The 21,337-nt window shown below is 69.7% G+C and carries 23 protein-coding genes and 1 pseudogene; 9 read left to right on the top strand and 15 right to left on the bottom strand.

Translation table 11 applies throughout. The features are described from left to right. Window positions 1-92 precede the first annotated feature (92 nt). The 4 genes from V6M45_RS06395 to V6M45_RS06380 all read left to right on the top strand — a co-directional run bounded on the left by V6M45_RS06395 (window position 93) and on the right by V6M45_RS06380 (window position 3,152). Window positions 93-992, top strand: coding sequence for a site-specific tyrosine recombinase XerD (locus tag V6M45_RS06395; RefSeq protein WP_332654808.1), 900 nt, complete (start codon window positions 93-95; stop codon window positions 990-992). Window positions 993-1,075: 83 nt separating this feature from the next. Then, window positions 1,076-2,026: an acetyl-CoA carboxylase carboxyltransferase subunit alpha gene (locus tag V6M45_RS06390; RefSeq protein ID WP_332654807.1), complete on the top strand. Its 951-nt coding sequence runs from the start codon at window positions 1,076-1,078 to the stop codon at window positions 2,024-2,026. An 86-nt stretch (window positions 2,027-2,112) separates the two neighbouring features. Continuing rightward, window positions 2,113-2,682, top strand: coding sequence for a response regulator (locus V6M45_RS06385; RefSeq protein ID WP_332654806.1), 570 nt, complete (start codon window positions 2,113-2,115; stop codon window positions 2,680-2,682). Continuing rightward, on the top strand, window positions 2,679-3,152 hold the full coding sequence (locus V6M45_RS06380) for a chemotaxis protein CheE (RefSeq protein ID WP_332654805.1): 474 nt from the start codon (window positions 2,679-2,681) through the stop codon (window positions 3,150-3,152). The genes V6M45_RS06385 and V6M45_RS06380 overlap by 4 nt, the downstream gene beginning before the upstream one ends. On the opposite strand, the gene V6M45_RS06375 is transcribed toward V6M45_RS06380, so the two are convergent. The 13 genes from V6M45_RS06375 to thiS form a co-directional block, all read right to left on the bottom strand. Then, entirely contained in the window at window positions 3,140-5,032 is a 1,893-nt protein-coding gene (locus V6M45_RS06375) for an ABCB family ABC transporter ATP-binding protein/permease (RefSeq protein WP_442880551.1), read from the bottom strand. The genes V6M45_RS06380 and V6M45_RS06375 overlap by 13 nt on opposite strands. Window positions 5,033-5,075: 43 nt before the next feature. Then, window positions 5,076-5,711: a squalene/phytoene synthase family protein gene (locus tag V6M45_RS06370; protein ID WP_332654804.1), complete on the bottom strand. Its 636-nt coding sequence runs from the start codon at window positions 5,709-5,711 to the stop codon at window positions 5,076-5,078. Then, complete coding sequence (locus tag V6M45_RS06365; RefSeq protein WP_332654803.1) at window positions 5,704-6,324, bottom strand: hypothetical protein; 621 nt, start codon at window positions 6,322-6,324, stop codon at window positions 5,704-5,706. The genes V6M45_RS06370 and V6M45_RS06365 overlap by 8 nt, the downstream gene beginning before the upstream one ends. A 127-nt stretch (window positions 6,325-6,451) precedes the next feature. Further along, the gene (gene secF / locus V6M45_RS06360) at window positions 6,452-7,441 is read right to left on the bottom strand and encodes a protein translocase subunit SecF (RefSeq protein WP_332654802.1); all 990 of its coding nucleotides are present in this window, start codon (window positions 7,439-7,441) and stop codon (window positions 6,452-6,454) included. Then, entirely contained in the window at window positions 7,441-9,030 is a 1,590-nt protein-coding gene (gene secD, locus V6M45_RS06355; protein WP_332654801.1) for a protein translocase subunit SecD, read from the bottom strand. The genes secF and secD overlap by 1 nt, the downstream gene beginning before the upstream one ends. 32 nt (window positions 9,031-9,062) lie before the next feature. Continuing rightward, window positions 9,063-9,389: a preprotein translocase subunit YajC gene (gene yajC, locus V6M45_RS06350; RefSeq protein WP_332654800.1), complete on the bottom strand. Its 327-nt coding sequence runs from the start codon at window positions 9,387-9,389 to the stop codon at window positions 9,063-9,065. A gap of 115 nt (window positions 9,390-9,504) precedes the next feature. Further along, the gene (locus tag V6M45_RS06345) at window positions 9,505-10,554 is read right to left on the bottom strand and encodes a peptidoglycan DD-metalloendopeptidase family protein (protein WP_332654799.1); all 1,050 of its coding nucleotides are present in this window, start codon (window positions 10,552-10,554) and stop codon (window positions 9,505-9,507) included. A gap of 109 nt (window positions 10,555-10,663) precedes the next feature. Continuing rightward, window positions 10,664-11,308 carry a protein-L-isoaspartate(D-aspartate) O-methyltransferase gene (locus V6M45_RS06340; protein WP_332654798.1) on the bottom strand — a complete coding sequence of 215 codons (645 nt, stop codon included), beginning with the start codon at window positions 11,306-11,308 and terminating at the stop codon, window positions 10,664-10,666. Then, window positions 11,305-12,096, bottom strand: coding sequence for a 5'/3'-nucleotidase SurE (gene surE / locus V6M45_RS06335; protein WP_332654797.1), 792 nt, complete (start codon window positions 12,094-12,096; stop codon window positions 11,305-11,307). Before surE ends, V6M45_RS06340 begins: the two co-directional genes overlap by 4 nt. Beyond that, window positions 12,093-13,388, bottom strand: a complete 1,296-nt coding sequence (serS, locus tag V6M45_RS06330; protein WP_332654796.1) for a serine--tRNA ligase — start codon at window positions 13,386-13,388, stop codon at window positions 12,093-12,095. Before serS ends, surE begins: the two co-directional genes overlap by 4 nt. 246 nt (window positions 13,389-13,634) lie before the next feature. Next, window positions 13,635-14,105: a DUF411 domain-containing protein gene (locus tag V6M45_RS06325; RefSeq protein ID WP_332654795.1), complete on the bottom strand. Its 471-nt coding sequence runs from the start codon at window positions 14,103-14,105 to the stop codon at window positions 13,635-13,637. A 298-nt stretch (window positions 14,106-14,403) separates the two neighbouring features. Further along, complete coding sequence (locus V6M45_RS06320; RefSeq protein WP_332654794.1) at window positions 14,404-15,183, bottom strand: thiazole synthase; 780 nt, start codon at window positions 15,181-15,183, stop codon at window positions 14,404-14,406. Window positions 15,184-15,192: 9 nt separating this feature from the next. Continuing rightward, the gene (thiS, locus tag V6M45_RS06315) at window positions 15,193-15,390 is read right to left on the bottom strand and encodes a sulfur carrier protein ThiS (protein WP_332654793.1); all 198 of its coding nucleotides are present in this window, start codon (window positions 15,388-15,390) and stop codon (window positions 15,193-15,195) included. A 101-nt stretch (window positions 15,391-15,491) separates the two neighbouring features. Between thiS and aroQ the strand changes: the two genes are divergently transcribed. From aroQ to aat, 4 genes are all read left to right on the top strand, one after another. Next, window positions 15,492-15,959 carry a type II 3-dehydroquinate dehydratase gene (gene aroQ, locus V6M45_RS06310; RefSeq protein ID WP_332654791.1) on the top strand — a complete coding sequence of 156 codons (468 nt, stop codon included), beginning with the start codon at window positions 15,492-15,494 and terminating at the stop codon, window positions 15,957-15,959. Window positions 15,960-15,978: 19 nt separating this feature from the next. Next, window positions 15,979-16,488 (top strand): acetyl-CoA carboxylase biotin carboxyl carrier protein, encoded by a 510-nt coding sequence (accB, locus tag V6M45_RS06305; protein ID WP_332654790.1) that lies wholly within the window; start codon window positions 15,979-15,981, stop codon window positions 16,486-16,488. A gap of 4 nt (window positions 16,489-16,492) precedes the next feature. Continuing rightward, a complete protein-coding gene (accC, locus tag V6M45_RS06300) occupies window positions 16,493-17,845 on the top strand; it encodes an acetyl-CoA carboxylase biotin carboxylase subunit (RefSeq protein ID WP_332654789.1) in 1,353 nt (450 codons plus the stop codon). Window positions 17,846-17,940: 95 nt separating this feature from the next. Further along, window positions 17,941-18,546, top strand: a complete 606-nt coding sequence (gene aat / locus V6M45_RS06295) for a leucyl/phenylalanyl-tRNA--protein transferase (protein WP_442880552.1) — start codon at window positions 17,941-17,943, stop codon at window positions 18,544-18,546. On the opposite strand, the gene V6M45_RS06290 is transcribed toward aat, so the two are convergent. Next, window positions 18,513-19,193, bottom strand: a complete 681-nt coding sequence (locus V6M45_RS06290; RefSeq protein WP_332654787.1) for a DUF2155 domain-containing protein — start codon at window positions 19,191-19,193, stop codon at window positions 18,513-18,515. The genes aat and V6M45_RS06290 overlap by 34 nt on opposite strands. Continuing rightward, the gene (locus tag V6M45_RS06285) at window positions 19,190-19,582 is read right to left on the bottom strand and encodes an NADH:ubiquinone oxidoreductase subunit NDUFA12 (RefSeq protein WP_332654786.1); all 393 of its coding nucleotides are present in this window, start codon (window positions 19,580-19,582) and stop codon (window positions 19,190-19,192) included. The genes V6M45_RS06290 and V6M45_RS06285 overlap by 4 nt, the downstream gene beginning before the upstream one ends. Window positions 19,583-19,781: 199 nt before the next feature. Here V6M45_RS06285 and V6M45_RS06280 point away from each other — a divergent pair. Further along, window positions 19,782-21,337, top strand: a pseudogene (locus tag V6M45_RS06280) (TSCPD domain-containing protein); the annotation flags it as partial.

Here is a 21,337-nt window from a genome sequence, read left to right as displayed (position 1 = left end):
CGCGGCGGCGACGGGACGGACGGCGGCAGGCAAGGCGACATGACCCGACCACCCTTTACACCAGGCGCCGCCGACGCAAAGCGGTCCCGCGCATGACCACGCCGCAGGTCGAGGCCTTCCTGGAGATGATGGCGGTGGAGCGCGACGCCTCGCCTCACACACTGTCCGCCTATGGCCGCGATCTCGCGGACGCCGAGGCCGCCCTCCCCGGCGGGCTGATGAAGGCGGACGAGGCCGGGCTCGAGGCCTGGTACGCCGGCCTCGGCGCGCGCGGCCTGTCGCCCGCCACCCAGGCCCGCCGCCGCTCGGCCGTGCGTCAGTTCTACCGCTTCGCCCTCGGCGAGGGCTGGCGGACCGACGATCCTTCCCGCCGGCTCGACGCGCCGAAACAGGGCCGCAGCCTGCCGAAAACCCTCAGTCGCGACGAGGTCGAACGCCTGCTCGCCGCCGCCTCGGCGCGCGACGGGGCCGCCGGCCTGCGCCTCGTCGCCCTCGTCGAACTGGCCTACGCCTCGGGCCTGCGTGTCTCGGAGCTGCTCGGCCTGCGAGTCGAGGCCGTCCGTCGCGACCCGGCTTTCCTGATCGTGCGCGGCAAGGGCGGCAAGGAACGGCTCGCCCCCCTCAACGCGACCGCCCGCGAAGCCGTGAAGCTCTGGCTCGTCGCCCGCGACGCCGCCCGCCCGGAAAAGGCCCCCGACAGCCCGTGGCTGTTCCCCTCGTCCTCGGCCAAGGGCCACCTGACCCCCCGCCGCTTCGCCCAGTTGCTCGACCAGGCGGCCATCGACGCCGGCATAGACCCGGCCCGGGTCAGCCCCCACGTCCTGCGCCACGCCTTCGCCACCCATCTGCTGGAGGGCGGGGCCGACCTGCGCGTGGTCCAGACCCTGCTCGGCCACGCCGACATCGCCACCACCCAGATCTACACCCACGTCGCCGTCGACCGCCTCGCCGAAGTGGTGCGCGGCAAACATCCGCTCGCCCGAGACGACTGAACCCCGCTTGCTCCCCGGCGTTGACCCCACTAGGTTCCGCCGCCTTCCGTTGCGCAAAGACGCGCGCCTGTTCCGGACGCCTGATGGCCACCCACTACCTCGAGTTCGAGAAGCCGATCGCCGACCTTGAGGCCAAGATCGAGGAGCTGAATCTGCTCTCCTCGACCTCCGGCTCGTTCGACGCCGAGGTCGAGGGCCTGCGCAAGAAGGCCGAACAGCTGCGCCGCAAGACCTACGCCGCGCTCGACCCGTGGATGAAGACCCAGGTCGCCCGCCACCCGCAGCGCCCCCATTTCGTCGACTATGTCGAGGGCCTGTTCACCGACTTCGTCGAGCTGAAGGGTGACCGCCAGTTCGGCGACGACCAGGCCATTCTCGGCGGCCTGGCCCGCTTCCGGGGCGCGCCCGTGGTGGTCATGGGCCACGAGAAGGGCCACGACACCCAGACCCGCCTGACCCACAATTTCGGCATGGCCCGGCCCGAGGGCTACCGCAAGGCCGTCCGCCTGATGGACCTCGCCGAGCAGTACGGCCTGCCGGTGCTGACGTTCGTCGACACCGCCGGCGCCTATCCCGGCCTCGGCGCCGAGGAGCGTGGCCAGGCCGAGGCCATCGCGCGCTCGACCGAACGCTGCCTGACCCTCGGCGTGCCCTCCATCGCCACCGTCACCGGCGAGGGCGGTTCGGGCGGGGCCATCGCCATCGCCGCCGCCGGCCGGGTGCTGATGCTGGAGCACTCGATCTATTCGGTGATCTCGCCCGAGGGCGCCGCCGGCATCCTGTGGCGCGACGGAGCCCGCGCCCGCGACGCCGCCATGGCCATGAAGATCACCGCCCCCGACCTGGTCGAGCTTAAAATCGTCGACCGGATCATTCCCGAACCGGTCGGCGGCGCCCACGCCGATCCGGCGGCCGCCATCGCCGCTGTCGGCGACGCCCTGGCCGAGGAGCTGGCCGCCCTGTCCGCCCTCTCCCCCGAGCAGATCCGCAAGGCCCGGGCCGACCGCTTCTACGCCATCGGCCGGGTCGGCTGAGTTTCCGTTAACCCTTCAGCCACGGTTGTCTGGCAACGCTGTCTCCATGCTGGGTTGCAGGGGCGCCCCCGGCTGGAGTGAAGCGCATGGGACAAGTCGGCGAGACGCTGCGCGAGAGCGCGATCATCAACCTGACCGGCGCCGTCACCATGGTGGTGGATGATTCCGCCTTCGCCGCGGAACTCACATCCAGCGCCCTGCTCGGCTTCGGCATCAAGACCCGCTATTCGATGCGCAGCGCGGCCGACGCCATCGAAGTGCTGCGGGAGGTCGAGATCGACCTGCTGGTGGTCGACTGCGACATGCCCGGCATGGACGGGTTCGACCTCGTGCACTGGCTGCGGCGATCCGGCCCGCCCAACGCCTTCGTCCCGGTGATCATGACCGCCGGCCACATCCGACGTTCCATGGTCGCCAAGGCCCGCGACTGCGGGGCCAATTTCGTCGTCACCAAGCCATTCAGCGCCTCCAGCCTGCTGGAGCGGATCGTCTGGGTGGCGCGGGACGGCCGCCCCTTCCTTGAGGTTGGCGAGTATTTCGGCCCGGACCGCCGCTTCCGCGAGACCGAGCCGCCCGGCGAGGAGCGCCGCAGCGACGTCATCCGGCGCGCGCAGTTCGAGGCCGAGAAGGCGGCCGCGCGGGCGGCGGCGCAATGACCGTCATCACCCACGCCCGGCGCAAGTCGCGCCTCGCGACCATGATCGACAGCGCCGGCGGGATCAGCGTCGGCGTCGCCCTGACCCGGGCCCGGGCCAACATCGCCGCCCTGCGCGACCGCGGGCTGGAAGAAGTCACCCGCCACGTCGACGCGCTGGCGGCGATCGAACAGCCCGCCGATCCTGAAGCGAGAATCCGCACGCTCCAGCAGATCTATCGCTCGGCCAACCATGTCATCGACGCCGCCGCGCCCTTCAATCTCGAGGAGATCTGCGCGGTCGCCATCAGCCTGTGCGACGTGGTCGACCGGGTGTCGGGCGAGGCGGCCTTCGACTGGCGCATTCTCGAGGTGCACATCAAGTCGCTGCGCCTGCTGAACGCCCTGCCCCCCGACGCGGTCGCCGAACGCGCCGAGGTGACGGCCCATCTTTCACGGATGGTGGCGAAGAAACTCGGTCAGACGGGCTGACGCTCGGTCCTCGCCCCACGGGTCTGCTTGCGCCACAGCGCCGCATATTCCCCGCCCTGACGCGCCACCAGTTCATGGTGCGCGCCCCGCTCGACGATTCGGCCGGCCTTCAGCACCAGGATCTGGTCGGCGTCGGCGATGGTCGACAGCCGGTGCGCCACCACCAGGGTCGTGCGACCCGTCCGCGCGCGCCGCAGGGTCTTCTGGATCGCCGCCTCGGTGCGGCTGTCCAGGGCGCTGGTGGCCTCGTCGAGGATCAGGATGCACGGATCGGCGAGCAGCGCCCGGGCGATGCCGACCCGCTGGCGCTCACCGCCTGACAGCTTCAGCCCGCGCTCGCCGACCACGGTGTCCAGGCCCTGCGGCAGGGCGCGGATGAAGTCGTCCAGTTCGGCCGCGTCCGCCGCCGCCCAGATCGCCGCCTCGTCCGAGCCGGGCCGGGCGAAGCCGATGTTGGCGCGCAGGGTGTCGTTGAACAGGGCCACGTCCTGCGGCACCAGCGCCACCGCCGCGCGCAGCGACTCCTGCGTCGCCTGCCGCACATCGATCCCATCGATCAGCACCCGGCCCTCCTGTGGGTCGAGCAGGCGCAGGGCCAGTTTGACGATCGTCGACTTGCCCGACCCCGAAGGCCCGACCAGGGCCGTCGTGGTCCCCGGCGACGCGATGAAGCTGACGCCCTCCAGCCCGCTGGCCCGGGCGTCGTGACGGAAGCCCACATCCTCGAAGGCGAGGGCCGCGCCGCGCGCGTCGGCCGGGCGCGGCAAAGGCCGGGCGTCCGGCGCATCGGCCACCTGCGGCGTCTGACGCGTCACCTTCAGCATCTCTTCCATGTCGATGAAGGACTGACGGATTTCCCGATAGGCGAACCCCAGAATGTTCAGCGGCGCATAGAGGGAGATCATGATCAGAACGGCGGCCGTGACGTCGCCCGGCCCCATCCGTCCCGCGGCCGCCTCGAACCCCGCCATCACCGCCATGACCCCGAGGCCGACGTTCATGATCACCGCCTGGATGACGTTCAGCAGGGCCAGCGAGCTGTTCGCCTTCAACGCGGCCCGGGTGTAGTCGCCCAGAGCCTCGTCATAGCTGCGCGCCGCCCGCGCCTCGGCGCCGAACGACTTGACCGTCTCGTAGTTGAGCAGGGCGTCGACCGAGACCCCCGCCGCCTGGGTGTCGGCGGCGTTCATCTCGCGCCGATGCTCGATCCGCCAGTTCGACAGGGCGAAGGTGGCGACGGCATAGACGGCCACCACGGCCACCGCCACGGCCCCGAAGCGCCAGTCATAGGCCCCCGCCAGCACCCCCGCCGCCAGCACCAGCTCGACCCCGGTCGGTATCAGGTTGAAGGCGAGGATGCGCATTAGGAAATCGACCGCCCGCGCGCCCCGGTCCATGGTCCGTGACAGCGAGCCGGACCGCTTGGTCTGATGGAAGTCCAGCGACAGGCTCAGGGCGTGGGCGAAGGTCTCGGTCGCCGCGGTCCGCTGGGCCGCCGACCGCACCGGGGCGAACACCACGTCCGAGGCGTTGGGCGCGATCGCCGACAGCAGGCGCACGAAGGCCCAGCCGACCGCGAACGCCCCGAAACTCCAGGCCAGGGCGACCCCTGTCCCCTGCCCCGCCGCCAGACGGTTCACCGCCGCGCCCAGAACCAGAGGCGCCAGAACGCCCAGCGCCTTGCCGGCCAGCGTCATGCCGATGGCGAGGACCAGCCTCGTATGCAGCTGCGGGGCGTTGGAGCGCCGCACCAGACGCATCAGGTCAAGCAGCGCCCGACCGGTCGGCGGGCCCTTCGGGGGGTCGGCCGGAGGGGCGCCCTGCGCCGCCTTCGCCACTGAATCGCCCCGTCGTCCGCTCCGCTCGCCCAGTCTCGCCATGGCGCCCATATGGCCCGCGCCGCCCGGATCGCAAAGGCCCGGCTCAGATACGCCCGGTCATCGAAGCCCAGACCAGACGCAGACGCTTCACCGCCTCGCTCTCCGCGGGATGCGTCAGGGTCGCGTGGGCGACGGCGGGAAAGGCGGCCACGGGCAAGGCCTTGAGACCCGCCCTGGCCTCGGCCCGCGCCGCCCGCGCCTCGTCGAACCGCCCGGTCTGGATCAGACCCCAGAGCCGCCCCGCCGCCGCGATCGCGGCCTCATGCCCCGGCCCGGCCAGCATTTGCACGGCGGTCCGCATCGGACCGCCATAGAAGGCGTCGAGGTCGTGCGGCTCGCCATGGACCCGGCCGATGTGGGCTTCGATCAGGGCGTCGAACGGCGCACGGTCCAGCCGATGCCGCCCGACCATCTCGGTCAGGGCTTCCAGCACCGGATGACCCTTGCGCCCCACGCCGGCGAACACCCCGTCCAGTTGCTCGCGCCACCAGACGTAGCGCATCTCGGCCAGCAGCGGCTGGGTCACCCGGGTCGGGATGGCCAGCAGTTCGGCCTCGAAGGCATACAGGGCGATCAGGTCGGCCCGCATCCGCGCGTCCGCCACGAACCGGCTCGACAGCCAGCGGTCGGGGTCGGCCGCGCGGACCTGCTGGTCCAGGGATGCGGCGGAATCAGCCAAACAGCGTCTGGTACATCGCCATCGCGGTCAGCATCGGCAGCGACAGCAGCATATTGGTGCGGCTGCCCAGCATGGCCACCCGCGCGGCCTTGGCCTTGGCCGCGTCATCGACCACGACGATGCCCAGGGCCCGCTTCTGGTTCGGCCAGATCACACCCCAGACATTGAGGAACATGACGATCGCGAGCCAGACGCCGATGCCCAGCAGGGTGTAGCCCTTCTGATCCTCGGTCAGGCCGCCGACCAGTCCGAAGCTCAGCACCTCGACAGCGTAGGCATGGCCGCGGCTGAACGCCAGGGCGAGACCGGCGACCACGGTGGCCAGCGCCGACCAGCGGAACCAGAACAGGGCTTCCGGGGCGATATGCTTGCCGATCGCCGGCTTCAGCTCAGCCGGGATCGACGGCATGACCCGGATCTGGACGAAGTTGAAATACCACAGCAGGCCGATCCACAGGATGCCGGCGACGACGTGGGTCCAGCGGAACACCGCCTGCCAGAAGATCAGGTCGAAGCCGCCCGGCGCGATGCTGCCGAAGGCGTAGATCATCACCCCCGCCAGCACGAGGCTCAGCAGGACGGTGGTGCGGAAGTTCGAAAGCAGATTGCCCATGGTTCGCCCCTCCCAGAGCGTTTCGAGAGACACGCGGCGACACCGGCCGCGAGAATCGTTGAAGCGCGACCATAGCGCCGCGCTTCCCCGACAAAAACCGAAAGAGTTTGTGGGTACTCCCCGCGTCCTACGGACGCGAGGCCATCCCCAGCTTGATCGGGCTCGCTTCGTCGGTCGGGCCGCCGCGCTTCACACCCCACAGCAGGATGATCGGCGCGCCGACGTAGATCGACGAATAGGTGCCGATGATGATGCCGGCCATCAGGGCGATCGAGAAGCCGAACAGGGCTTCGCCGCCGAAATAGGCCAGGGCCGCCAGCACCATGATCGCCGTGATCCCGGTGATGACGGTCCTCGACAGGGTCTCGTTGATGGACAGGTCGATCACCTCGCGCAGCGGCATGGTCTTGTACTTGCGCAGGTTCTCCCGCAGGCGGTCGAACACGACCACGGTGTCGTTCATCGAATAGCCGATGACGGTCAGGATCGCGGCGACCATGTTGAGGCTGAATTCCAGCCGCATCAGCACGATCAGGCCGAACACCAGGATCACGTCGTGCATCAGGCCGGCGATCGCGCCGAAACCGAACTGCGGCTCGAACCGGAACCAGATGTAGGCGAACATCAGCACCACGGCCATGCCGAGCGCCAGCATGCCGGAGGTGAACAGTTCGCCGGACACCTTGGAGCCGACGACGGAAACGCCGGAGTAGGTGACCTCGCCGACCGCGCTGGTGATGGCCGTTTCGACCTGCTGGACGACCGCGGTCTGGTCGCGGCCTTCCGGGATCTGGAAGCGGACGATGGCGGTCGAGCCGTCGTTTACGTCGGTGCCGCGCCGCGCGATGCCCTGCACCCCGACATCGCCGAGGCCGAGGTCACGCACCGCCCCGCGCAGTTCGTCCAGCGGCACGACCTGTCCGGCCGGCTTGGACACCTCCATCGAGGCGCCGCCGCGGAAGTCGATGCCCATGTTCAGGCCAGGATAGAACAGGCCGACCACCGAAGCGATCAGCAGCACGGCCGACAACCCCGCTGCGTATTTGGCGAAGGCGACGAAACGCAGGTTCGTCTTGACCGGCAGAAGTTTGATGAGGGGCCATCCACGCATCGCCATCACTCCGCGATCGGCAGTTTTTTGGGCTTGGCGACCTTCAGCCACCACGCCAGAGCGACCTGAGCGACCAGCACGGCCGACAGCATCGAGGTGAAGACGCCGATGGTCAGCGTCCAGGCGAAGCCGCGCACCGGCCCGGCGCCGAACAGGAACATGATCAGGGCCGCCACCAGCGTCGTCAGGTTGGCGTCGACGATGGTGCCCATGGCCTTGTTGAAGCCGGCGTCCAGCGAGGCGATGACCGACCGTCCGGCCCGCGCCTCGTCGCGCATCCGCTCATAGATCAGCACGTTCGCGTCGACGGCCACGGCGAAGGTCAGCACCAGACCGGCGATGCCGGGCAGGGTCAGGGCTGCGCCGGTCATCGACATGGCGGCGATGATCAGCAGGCCGTTCAGAACCAGGCCGATGACCGAGATGCCGCCGAACAGGAAGCCGTAGGACAGCAGCATGAAGGCGACGATGATCACCGCCCCGATGGCGGTCGACAGGGCGCCCGCGGCCACGGCGTCGGCGCCCAGTTCGGCGGTCACCGTGCGGCGCTCCTCGACCTTCAACGGCGCCGGCAGGGCCCCGCCGTTCAGCAGGTTCACCATTTCCGAGGCTTCCTCGATGGTGAAGCTGCCTTCGATGACGCCCGAACCGCCGGTGATGGCGCTGCGGATGTTCGGGGCCGAGATGACCACCCCGTCGAGGATGATGGCGAACGGCTTGCCGATATTGGCCGCCGTGGCCTCGCCGAAGCGGCGTGCGCCCGCGCCGTCGAAGCGGAAGCCGATGGCGGTCTGGCGGTTCTGGTCGGTGGTGACCTCGGCCTTGGTCAGGTTCTCGCCCGACACCAGGATGCGCTTCTTGACCAGATAGGGGGTGCCGAACTGGTCAGGGATGATCTCGGCGTCCGGCGGCGGGAAGCCGGCCAGGGCCTCCTCGACCGAATTCTCGACATCGACCATCTGGAAGGTCAGCTGCGCCGTCTTGCCGATGATCCGTTCCAGCGCGGCGGGATCGCTCTCGCCCGGGGCCTGGATCACGATGCGGTCGGCGCCCTGGCGGGTGATCGAGGGTTCGCGCGTGCCGAGGCTGTCGATCCGGCGGCGCACCACCTCGATCGACTGGCTCACCGCGTCGGAGGCCATCGAATCCATCGCCTGCTGGGTGAAGGCGTAGCGGATTCGGCCCTCGCCCTGGCGCTGCACGATCCGGTCCGCCACGCCGGTGGGACCGCCGACGGCGAGGGCGCGCATCGCCTCCACCGCCTGGTCCGTCGTCGCCGGATCGGCCAGGGTCACCGTCACCCCGGCGCCGTCCTGAACGATGCCGGAGATATCGACCCCGGCCTCGCCCAGCACCGTCCGGGCGTCCTCGCCGAGGTTGGTCAGCCGCTTGGCCCGCATCGCCGGCACGTCGACTTCCAGCAGCAGATAGGACCCGCCTTGCAGGTCGAGGCCGAGGTTGACCCCGCTCTTGGGCAACCACCCGGGCAAGGCCGCCTTCTGCTCGGCGGAGAGCAGGTTCGGATAGCTGAACAGCACCCCGAACACGAACGACAGGGCGAGAAGGATGACCTTCCAGCGCGACAGATGGATCATGCGGGCTTCCCCGACCTTTCAGAGCGCCGAGATCAGGCCTTGGAGATTTGTTTGGTGTCGTTGGCGGCGACGCCGGTGCGGTCGCGCACCTGGGTGATCATCGCCTTGACGACCCGGACGTTCACGCCCTGGGCGATCTCGACCATGGCCTCGTCGTTCTCGACGCGGGTGACCTTGCCCACCATGCCGTTCGACAGCACCACCGTGTCGTTGCGCTTCAGCGCCGCAATCATCTCGCGGTGCGCCTTGGCCTGTTTCATCTGCGGGCGGACCAGCAGGAAATAGCCCATCACGCCGATCGCGATGATCGGTGCGAACTGGATCAACATGGCCATCAGGCCGCCGTCAGTGGCAGTCATCTATGAGTCTCTGCATGCCGGGCCGCGCGCCGCGCCCCTTGAAAATGAGGCGCGGAACCTAGGGCGCGCCGCTTCACATTGCAACGCGGAGCCTGACCGTAAACCGTCGCTTGCGTCAGCGCGGCAACACGCTCAGCGGATCGACCGCCGTGGGCTCGTCGGCGCGCATGCGCCAGGTCTCGAAATGGATCGAGGGCCGCCCGTCCCCGGCGGTGGTCCCGACCGTCCCGATCGCCTGCCCCGCCTGCACGTCGTCGCCGTCGCGCACCGTCGCCGAACCCAGGTGGCCATAGACCGAGCGCCAGCCGTCGCGGTGCACGATCAGCACCGTCAGCCCCTGCCCCGCCAGGTCGTCGCCGACGTAGCCGACCGTCCCCCAGGCCGAGGCCCGCACCTCGGTCCCCTGCGCGGCGCCGATGTTGATGCCGTTGTTGCGCTCGCCCATGCCGACCGGCCCGAAGCGGCGCAGGATGTCGCCCCGCACCGGCCAGTCCAGCGCCACCCCGGTCGCGGCCGCGGCATCGGCCGGCGGGGGCGGCGGGCTGGCGACATTGCCCGAGGGCGGCGGCGGGGGCGGCGGCGGCGGCGTGCCTTCGTCGGGCACATAGACCCCGCTCGGCGACGGACCGGTGGCGTATGGATCGCCGCCGATGTCGACCGCCGTGGCCGGCAGGATGATGCGCTGGCCCGGCGACACGTCCGCCCGCGGGCCGAGGCCGTTCAGGTCGATCAGCGTCTGCACCGGGGTCTGGAAACGCCGCCCGATGCCGGAAATGGTGTCTCCCGGCTGGATCTCATAGGCCGCTCCGGCCGCGACGGGCGCCGCGGAGGCGGGCGGCGGGGCGGAGAAGCCCTCCTCGGCCGGCCCGGCGGCGGGCTGGTAGGGACGCGGGCCGGCGGGCGTGTCCAGCGCCCCGCCCTCGATCTCCCCGACCGGCGCGGTCGACGGCGGCGGCGCTTCCCAGGCGGGATTGGTGGCTCCGCGCACGCCCTCGCCGCTCGGGGCGGGGGCGGCCGCCGTCGCCGGATAGACCGGCGCCCGGGCCGGCGCCGGCTCGGCGTGGATCGAATAGCGGGGCTCGGCCGGATAGCTCGCGCAGGCCGCCACGAGGCTCATCGCCCCCATCACCGCCAGCGCCTTCAGCCCCGCCCTGATCCCGATCATACGCCCGCTCCTCAAGCTCGAATCCGCCTGCCGGACCAGACCCGCCAAACCGCGCCAAAGTTGGGCGCGAAGGTTAACGAGGCGTTGTCGCGCCCCGTCCCACGCCCGATCAGCCTTCCTTGGCCGTCCCCTCGACCAGGGGCACGAACCGCACCTCGGCCAGGCTCTCGCGCCGGAACGAGCCGTCCTCGAGGCTGACGTAGCGATGCAGCCGCTGCACCGAGCTACGCCCCACCGGGCACACCAGAATCCCGCCCGGCTTCAACTGATGCAGCAGTTCCGTCGGCTCGCCGGGAGACGCCGCCGTGACCATGATCCGGTCGAACGGCGCCTGCTCCGGCCAGCCCAGACCGCCGTCGCCGTGGCGGGTGATGACGTTGTCGATCTTCAGTTCCTTCAGCCGCCGCTCGGCCTCGGTCAGCAGGCTGCGGTACCGCTCCACCGAATAGACATAGCGCGCCAGCCGGCTCAGCACCGCCGCCTGGTAGCCGCTGCCCGTGCCGATCTCCAGCACCCGGTGGCGCGGCTGCACGTCCAGCGCCTGGGTCATCAGGCCGACGATATAGGGCTGGGAAATCGTCTGGGCGCAGTCGATCGGCAGGGCCTGGTCCTCCCACGCCTGGTCGAGGAATTTCTCGTGCACGAAGACAGCGCGGTCGATCGACTCCATCGCCGCCAGCACCCGGGGATCGGTCACCCCCTGCTGGCGCAGACCGAGGATCAGCCGTCCCGCGCGATCGTCGTTGAGTTTCATTCCGCCGCCATCGTCTTCGGCGGCGCCCCGCCGAGGAAGCCCTTCAGGTCGCGCACGCTCGGCATGTGCGTCAGGTCGATATGCAGCGGCGTGACCGAGATCTTGCCCTCGTCCATGGCCCGCAGGTCGGTGCCGTCCGGATGCTCCTGCTTCGTCCCGCGGAAGCTCATCCAGTAATAGTCCCGCCCCCTCAGATCGGTGCGCTTGACCGCGTGCATCTCGCCGAGATCGCGGAAGCCCTGCCGCGTCACCTCGATCTCGGTGACGGCATCAGGCGGGCGGTTGGGGAAGTTCAGGTTCATCACCACCCCGTTCTGCCACGGCTGGACCAGCAGGCGGCTGATGATCGCCGGGGCATAGGCCTCGGACGTTTCCCAGTGGGCTGTCACATCGTCATGGAACCGCTCCAGCGACTGGCTCAGGGCGATCGAGCGGATGCCGAAGGCCATGCCCTGCAGCGCCCCCGCCACCGTTCCCGAATAGGAACAGTCCTCGCCGACGTTATGCCCCCGATTGACCCCCGACAGCACCAGATCGGGCCGCTCGGGCATCAGGTCGTTGACCGCCAGCACCACGCAGTCGGTCGGCGTCCCGGTCACGGCGAACCGCTTCGGGCCCAGCGTATTGACCCGCAACGGCTCGGTCAGGGTGATCCCCCGCCCCTTGCCCGACTGCTCGACCTGCGGCGCGCAAACCCAGATATCGTCCGACAGCGTCCGCGCGATCCGCTCAAGGCATTCAAGACCTTCCGCCTCGATGCCGTCGTCATTGGTGAGGAGGATTCTCATCGGATCGCTTCGATGTGCGTCACACCCTCAGGCATATACCGACGCAACGCCTCCGGCACCGCGATCCGCCCGTCCTCGTCCTGGTAGTTCTCCATGATCGCCACCAGCGTCCGCCCGACCGCCAGACCCGAGCCGTTCAGCGTGTGCACGAACTCGGTCTTCTTCTCCCCCGCCCGCTTGAAGCGCGCGTCCATCCGCCGGGCCTGGAAGTCCCCGCAGTTGGAGCAGGAGCTGATCTCGCGATAGGTCCCCTGCGACGGCAGCCACACCTCCAGATCGAAGGTCTTCCGCGCCGAAAAGCCCATGTCGCCCTTGCACAGCAGCATCCGGCGATAGGGCAGCCCCAGCTTCTCCAGCACCACCTCGGCGCAGCGCACCATCCGCTCGTGCTCAGCCTCGGAGTCCTCCGGCCGGGTGATCGAGACCAGCTCGACCTTGTGGAACTGGTGCTGCCTGATCAGCCCCCGCGTATCCCGCCCGGCCGACCCCGCCTCGGCCCGGAAACAGGGCGTCAGGGCCGTCAGCCGCATCGGCTCGGCCAGCTGCTCCTCGGGCAGGATCTGCTCGCGCACGAGATTGGTCAGGGAGACTTCGGCGGTGGGGATGAGCAGGTGTTCGCCGACCCGGAACAGATCCTCCTCGAACTTCGGCAGCTGCCCCGTCCCGAACATCGCCTCGTCGCGCACCAGATACGGCGGATTGACCTCCAGATAGCCGTGCTCGGCCGTCTGCACGTCCAGCATGAACTGGCCGATGGCCCGCTCCAGCCGCGCCAGCCCGCCCTTCAGCACCGCGAACCGCGCACCCGACATCCTCGCCGCCGCCTCGAAGTCCAGCAGCCCGAGCGCCTCGCCCAGGTCGGCGTGATCCTTCGAAGGCCCGCCCGCGCGCGGCTCGCCCCAGCGCGAGACCTCGACATTGCCCGCCTCGTCCTCGCCGTCCGGCACGTCGTCCGCCGCCAGGTTCTTCTGCGCCGCCAGCAGGTCGCGCAGTTCCTTGCCGGCCTCGGCTTCCATCGCTTCCTGCGCCGCGATCTCGCCCTTCAGGCTCTCGACCTCGCCCTTCAGCCGTTCGGCCCCGGCCATGTCCTTCTTCGCCATCGCCGCGCCGATCAGCTTCGACGCCGCGTTGCGCTTCGCCAGCGCCTCCTGCCCGGCCGTCTGCGCCGCCCGCAGCTGGCGGTCCAGCTCCAGCGCCTTGTCGACGATGCCCTGCGCGTCCTCGACCCCGCGCGACGACCACCCGCTGACGAAGGCGGCGGGATTGTCACGGATGGCGCGGATGTCGTGCATGGTCGGTCTCGGTTCGGGGAGCGCCTGCTCTAACCCCCGCCGCGGATTCCGCCAACCCGCGCATCCCTCGCTTTCGTCATCCTCCGGCGAGCGTAGCGAGACCGGAGGACCCAGCGGCGCCGAAGGCGATCTGTTCAGGCAGGCTGTTCGCGACAGGTTCGCGCTCTCGCGCGCCGCTGGGTCCCCCGGCCGCTCCTGCGGAGCGCCGGAGGATGACGAAAGGGAGGAAAACCGGTCGAGACCGGATCAGGCGGTGCGATTATGCCGCGCAAACACCCGCGTCTGCCCGGACCTCAGCACCAGCAGCGTATCGAACGGCGCCTTGCGCCCGTCCGGCGCCTCCATCCCCGGCGATCCCATCGGCATGCCCGGAACGGCCAGCCCGACCGCCGCCGGCCGTTCCGCCAGCAGACGCACGACATCGGCCGCCGGCACATGGCCCTCGATCGCATAGCCGCCGATCACCCCGGTGTGGCAGGACGCCAGCGTGTCGGGCAGCCCCCGCGCCCGGCGGACCGTCCCCGGATCGTCCACCACATGCACGGCGACCGTGAACCCCGCCTGCCGCATGTGCCTCACCCAGCCGTCGCAGCAGCCGCAGGTCGGCGACTTGTACACCGCCAGCGCCCGGCTCCCCCGCGTCTGCGCGCGGGCGGTCCCTGTCATCGCAAGGCCGGCGGCGGAGCCAATCAGAAGACGGCGGCTGAGGGTCGGCATAGTCGATCTCCGTTGACGCCAGGATATAACGCCCGGCCCTGTTGCGCTGCAAATCCGGGCCCAGCCATCGCATTTCAGAAGCTCAACTCTTTGTTTTTCCTGTGAATGACCTCGTCGTCAGCGTCATGAACCCGCCGCAGAAAGCGGCGGCCGTATAATCGCCGGTCGATCGTCCGATCGCTGGTCTTTGACAACCGAACCCCGCCGCGCCGCGACAGGCGCCCCGGCCTGACCGCACGGTTTGGACTGTTCGGACGATTCGGACGGTGTTTTCGGTTTTACCCGGGGGAAACCCGCCCTAGATCAGTCCCGCCATCGGCGAACTGGCGCTGGCGTACATCCGCTTCGCCATCCGCCCGGCCAGATAGGCCTCGCGCCCGGCGATCACCGCATGCTTCATCGCGCTGGCCATGAGGATCGGGTCCCTGGCCCCGGCGATGGCCGTGTTCATCAGCACCGCGTCACAGCCCAGCTCCATGGCGATGGTTGCATCCGATGCGGTGCCCACGCCCGCGTCAACCAGCACCGGCACCCCGGCCTGTTCGACGATCAGCCGGATGTTGACCCGGTTCTGGATTCCGAGCCCTGAACCGATCGGCGCCGCCGCCGGCATGATGGCCGCCGCTCCGGCATCTTCCAGCCGCTTCGCCATCACGACGTCGTCGGTGCAATAGACCATCACGTCGAAGCCGTCCTTGACCAGCAGGTCCAGCGCTCTCAGCGTCTCGACCATATCCGGATACAGGTGCGCCGTGTCCGACAGCACCTCCAGCTTGACCAGGTTCCAGCCTCCGGCCTCGCGCGCCAGCCGCAGCGTCCGCACCGCGTCCTCGCCGGTGAAACAGCCCGCCGTATTGGGCAGGAAGGTGAAACGGTCCGGCTTGACGTAATCGACCAGCATCGGCTGGCTCGGGTCCGAAAGGTTCACCCGCCGCAGCGCCACGGTGACGATCTCCGCCCCCGCCGCCTCGGCCGCCGCCGCGTTCTGGGCGTAGTCGGCGTATTTGCCGGTGCCGACGATCAGCCGGCTGTTGAAGGTCCGTCCGGCGACGGTCCAGGTGTCTGTGGGCGTGGTCATGGCGGCGTCTTAGCCCCCGCCGACGAACTGCACCAGTTCGACCCGGTCCCCCTCGGCCAGCGCCGTCGTCGCATGCAGCGACCGCGGCACGATCTCCAGATTGCGCTCCACCGCCACCTTCCTCACGTCCAGCCCCAGTTCCTCGACCAGAGCCAGAATCGTGGCCGCCGCAACCTCCCGGAGTTCGCCATTGACCTGAATGCGCATGACGCTACGTCACTCTCTCCGGCGGATGGTTTGATTACCGCCCCGCCTCAGCTAAAAGGCCGCTCCGATTCCGCGCGGCCGGATGTCATAACCTCGAGCGAATGCCCGAAACCCCCGTCCTCTACGTCCTGAACGGCCCGAACCTCAACCTGCTTGGGGTGCGCGAGCCCGACATCTATGGGCGTGAGACCCTCGAGGACGTGCGGGCCCTGTGCGAGGCGGCCGCCGACGGCGCGACCGTGGTCTTCCGCCAGACCAACCACGAGGGCGAACTGATCGACTGGGTCCAGGAAGCCCGCGAAAAGGCTTCCGCCCTGGTCCTCAACCCCGCCGGCTACGGCCACACCTCAGTGGCCCTGCTGGACGCCCTGAAGACCCTGACGATCCCGATCGTCGAATGCCACCTGTCCAATCCCGCGGCGCGCGAACGTTTCCGCCACCGCTCCTATGTTTCGCCGGTCGCCGCCGGCGTCGTTTCGGGCTTCGGCCCATTCAGCTACGAACTGGCCGTCAAGGCCGCTCTCCGGCTGGCGCAGGAACACGGCGCCGCCGCCGACCGTTCGGTTTAGAAGGTAACAAGAGGCTCCCATGGCCGATCCCAAGACGTCCGCGCCCAAGCTCAAGAATGACGAGATCGACACCGCCCTGGTGCGCGGCCTCGCCGACATCCTGAACGACACCGACCTGACCGAGATCGAGGTCGAGCGCGGCGATCTGAAGATCCGCGTCGCCCGCGAGGTCACCGTGGCCGCGCCGATGCAGTACGCCCCGGCCCCGGCTCACCACATGGCCGCCGCGCCCGCGCCGGCCGCCGCCCCGGCCGCCATGCCGTCCGACCCCGCCACCATCGTCTCCAAACAGGGCGAGGAGGTGAAGTCGCCGATGGTCGGCACCGCCTACCTCCAGGCCTCGCCCGAGGCGCCGCCGTTCGTCCAGCCGGGCGACAAGGTCAAGAAGGGCCAGACCCTGCTGATCGTGGAGGCCATGAAGACCATGAACCCGATCCAGGCTCCCCGCGACGGCGTCGTCGTCGAGGTGCTGGTCGGCGACGCGCAGCCGGTCGAGTTCGGCGAGCCCCTCGTCCTGCTCGAGGCCTGATCCCGTGTTCACCAAGGTCCTCATCGCCAACCGCGGCGAAATCGCCCTGCGGATTCACCGCGCCTGCAAGGAGATGGGCATCTCCACCGTCGCCGTGCACTCCGAAGCCGACCGCGGCGCCATGTGGGTCCGGCTGGCCGACGAAAGCGTCTGCATCGGCCCGGCTCCCGCGGCCAAGAGCTACCTGAACATCCCCTCGATCATCGCCGCCGCGGAGATCACCGGCGCCCAGGCCATCCACCCCGGCTACGGCTTCCTGTCCGAGAACGCCCGCTTCGCCGAGATCGTCGAGGCCCACGGCATGACCTTCATCGGGCCCAAGCCCGAGCATATCCGGGTCATGGGCGACAAGATCACCGCCAAACAGACCGTGCTCGAAGCCGGCATCCCCTGCGTCCCCGGCTCGGCCGGCGAGGTCGAGACCGTCGAGGCCGCCATCGAGGCCTCGAAGACCATCGGCTTCCCGCTGATCGTGAAAGCCGCCGCCGGCGGCGGCGGGCGAGGCATGAAGGTCGCCCTGACCGCCGACGACCTCGTCGAGGCCGTCCAGACCGCCCAGTCGGAAGCGCTCGCCGCCTTCGGCAACGGCGCCGTCTATATGGAGCGCTACCTCCAGAAGCCGCGCCACATCGAGCTTCAGGTCATCGCCGACAGCCATGGCAATGTCGTCCACCTCGGTGAACGCGACTGCTCCCTGCAGCGCCGTCACCAGAAGGTGCTGGAAGAAGCCCCCTCGCCCGCCCTGTCGGCGAAAGAGCGCACCGCCATCGGCGAGACCGTCAACAAGGCCATCGCCGCCATCGGCTACCTCGGCGTCGGCACCATTGAATTTCTTTGGGAAGACGGGGAGTTCTTCTTCATCGAGATGAACACCCGGCTGCAAGTCGAGCATCCGGTTACGGAAATGATCACCGGGGTCGATCTGGTGCGCGAGCAGATCCGCATCGCCGCGGGCCTGCCGCTGTCGTTCAGCCAGGCGGATGTGAAATTCACCGGCCACTCGATCGAGTGCCGGATCAACGCCGAGAACGCCGAGACCTTCACCCCGTCGCCCGGCACGATCACCGACTTCCACGCTCCCGGCGGCCTGGGCGTTCGGCTGGATAGCGCCATCTACGCCGGCTATTCGATCCCGCCCTATTACGACAGCCTGATCGGCAAGCTGATCGTCCACGGCCGCGACCGCGAAGAGTGCATCGCCCGCCTCAAGCGCAGCCTGAACGAGATGGTCGTCGGCGGCATCGACACCACCATTCCCCTGTTCCAGAAGCTGCTGCAGGAGCCCGACATCCTGTCCGGCGACTACGACATCCACTGGCTGGAGAACTGGGCCAAACGCCAGAAGGGCGACGCCTAGGGACCGTGGAAGACCCCGGCTTCAGCGCCAGCGGTCCCTTCGGCGGTTTCGGCCCCGACGAACTGCTGAACTGCTACGCCAACGGCGTCTTCCCGATGGGCGAGGCCCGCGATGACCCCCGGGTCTTCCTCGTCGAACCCGACCAGCGCGGCGTCATCCCGCTGGACGGTTTCCGCATCCCGGGCCGTCTCCAGCGCACGGTCCGAAGCGGCGCCTTCAACGTGCGGATCGATACGGCCTTCGACGCCGTGCTCGACGCCTGCGCCGCCCCGGCCCCGGGCCGCGAGGACAGCTGGATCAACGGCCCCATCCGCCGGCTCTACGCCGAGCTCAACGCCCGCGGCCACGCCCATTCGGTCGAATGCTGGCGCGACGAACGCCTCGTCGGCGGTCTGTATGGCGTCACCCTCGGCGGCGCCTTCTTCGGCGAGAGCATGTTCAGCCGCGAACGCGACGCCTCGAAGGTGGCGCTGGTCCATCTGGTCGCCCGGCTCAGGCGTGGCGGCTGGCGGCTGCTGGACGCCCAATTCCTTACCGCCCACCTGGGCCAGTTCGGGGCCGTGGAAATGCCGCAGGCGGCCTATCTGAAGGTGCTGGAAGCCGTCCGGCCGTTGCGGCCCGACAAGGCCTCGCTGGCCAACCCAATGAGCGGTGCGGAGGCCGTAGCCTACGCCTTACAGCCGACCACCCAGGCGTCGTAAATGGGGTGCTGCAGCCCGTTGACGGCCGGGGCTGAAGCGAACATCCAACCGCGGAAGACCTGACGCGGGTCCGCCGACTGCAGAACCCCGCGGGGCTGGATGCTGATCTCCAGATAGGCGATCGAATCCTCGACCAGCTCGTCCGCCGCCGACACCTCGCAGGCGCGCGCGGTGAAGATCAGCGTCTTCTGGAAGCGCACGGGCCGGCCGCCGACCTCGACCTCGAATCGCATCCTCTCGGCCGTGACCTTGTCGACAGCCTCGATGATCGCAACCCGCCGCCGTTGCCGCCGTCCCGGCTGCGGCGCCGGCTCGGTCGTGGCCTCCACAGGCGTCCCGGCCTTCTCAGCCGGCTCGCTGGCGTCGCCCTCCTCAGCCGCGGGCTCCTCGGCGATGACGATCACGGGAGCCGGCGGCGTGATGGCGATGGGCCGGGCGGGAGCGGGTTCGGCCTCAGGCGCCGGTTCCTGCGGAACAGGTTGCGCGGGGGTGGGCGGCGGGGTCGATTGCCGGTTCAGATCCGCAGTCGGGCTGGGCGCCGGCTGCGCGTCCTGCGGCATATCGTTCAGTGCGGACGCGACCACTACGCCGGACGTCAGCAGGGCCAACGCCGTCACGCCTCCCAGAATCGCCCCCTTGCGGTTCATTCCGGGCGCCACGCCTCGTAGTCGCCGGTCGCGGCGGGGCGCCGGCCCTCGGCCGAGAGCGACCCCTGCGGTCGCCACGCCATCGGCGTGCCCGTCAGATTGGGCAGATGATCCTTTTCCCACGCCCGGCGCGGCAACGGACGCTCGGTCGGGGGCTCGTCGAACGTGTAGTGCAGCCAGCCATGCCATTCCGGCGGCACTTTCGACGCGTCGGCGTAGCCGTTGTAGACCACCCAGCGCCGACGCCGGCCGTCATAGCTGGTGGTGTCGCGGGACAGGTAATAGCGGTTTCCGAACTCGTCCGAACCGACCAGCTCGCCCCGTTTGGCGATGGTGAACAGGGTGCCAAGGGTCGCGCCGCTGGTCCAGCCGAAGATCTTGCCTAGCACGTCGGAAATCCACTCATTCAAGTCGCGCGGGGAGGCTGGCGACGATGACCGATCATAGAAACCCCGAGGCGGTCCGTCCAGCGCGCCGCGATATCGGTTCGCCTCAACATCTTGGGGGTAACCCGTTTCCGACACGCCAGATTTATTGCGAAACCTGGACGGACGGTTAGCATCGAGCCAGCCCTGTCGAGATCGCCGCATGCGCCCCCCGTTCCGCTTCGCCCTGCTCGCCGCCCTCGCCCGCCGCACCCGGCGCGAGATCGAGCGGCCGGACCAGGTCGCCGTGGTCCGGGCGCCCGACAGCTGGCCCGACGTCCAGGTCGAAGCCTGGCTGGACTGGGCCGACGCCCGCGAACTCCCTCAGGATGGCGACGATCCGCTTGCCGAGGCGGCCGCCGCCTTCGCCGCCCGCTTGGGCCTGAAAGGCGTCGCCGCCGACGAACTGGCTGCCACCCTGCTTCTTGGCGTAGCCTCGCCCGCCGCCGCCGGCCCGATCACTCCGGGCTGGCTTGACCTCTCCGACCCGGCCGCCGGAAAGCGCCTCGAGGCGGAAATGGCGCAGCGCCGCGCCGCCCGGTTAGCGTCAAGCGCCGTCGAGGCGGCGGCCGCCTCCCTCCGGGCGGTCTCTGATGCGGTCAGCCGCTGCGAAGGACCGGCCGCGGACTGCGCCGATCCCGCCCGCAACCCGGCGCTGGCCCGGGCCGGGGCGGCCGCGCGGCGAGCCGGCGCGACGGACGCCGATATCGTTCGCGCCATGGCCGGAGAACCATTTGAGGCCAGCCCCCTCCCCGTTCCGAGCCTGCCCGCGATGGTGGCCCTCGCGGACCGCGACCTGATCGCCTCCGGCGCGCCGGTCGCCCTCCAGGCCGCAGAGGCCGGATTGGACGGGGACCTGTTGCTGACGTTCGACGCGGAGACGGCCGACGCCCTCGTCGGGGCCTCGTCGGAACCCGCTGTGCTGGTTTCGCTGACCGCGCTCCACGCCCTCGCCGGCGAGCAGTTCGGCGTGGCCCTCGCGGCTTTGGTCGGACTGTGGTCCGCCGCCTACGAAGGGACGCCTCTATCCCTCGGCTTGGGCGGGCTCGCCGACCTGGCCCTGGGCGGCGAGTTGGACGAGGCCGAAGCCCTGGTCGAGGACCTCGCGGCCCTGGCGACCACCGCCGGGCGCATCAGCCTGTTTGTCGATGACGCGGATGCAGGCCTGCGCCTCGGGTTGACGCCGCTGACCGCGATTGATGTGTTCGAATCCGGCGATGGCGAGGTCCAGAGGAGGCTGCGGCCTTCCGTCGCCGCTTCGATCCTGAGCGCGGGGGGCGATGTCGATTCCGCGGAAAGACATCTGCTTGGACGACGGACCCTGGCCGGAGCGCCGGGCATCGATCACGCCGCTCTGCGCGCCCGCGGCCTGACCGACCTCGAGCTCGAGGCGGTTGAGACATCGCTGTCCCGGGTGGAACGGCTGGAAGACGCCTTTCGGGCCCCGGTTCTCGACGCCGGCTTCCTTCAGGACGTGCTCGGGGTCGATGGCGGCGACGACGTTCCCTTGCTGATCCATCTCGGCTTCACACCCGAGGCCGTGGCGGAAGCCCAGGCGTGGGCGTTTGGTCACGGCGACCTGTCCGCCTGGCCCGAGGCGCCGGACAGTCTGCGGGGCGTTCTGGCCGATCTGACCGCCTTCGAGGCCCGGCTGCGGGCCGTGCTCGAACGCCACAGCGTCGCGCCGGACGCCGCGCCCACGGCGCTCGACTGGCGCAC

The sequence above is a fragment of the Brevundimonas sp. genome, assembly GCF_036676055.1.
Lineage (GTDB): Bacteria > Pseudomonadota > Alphaproteobacteria > Caulobacterales > Caulobacteraceae > Brevundimonas.
Note: the sequence above shows the minus strand (reverse complement) of the source record. Positions and strands in the feature narration are given on the sequence as shown.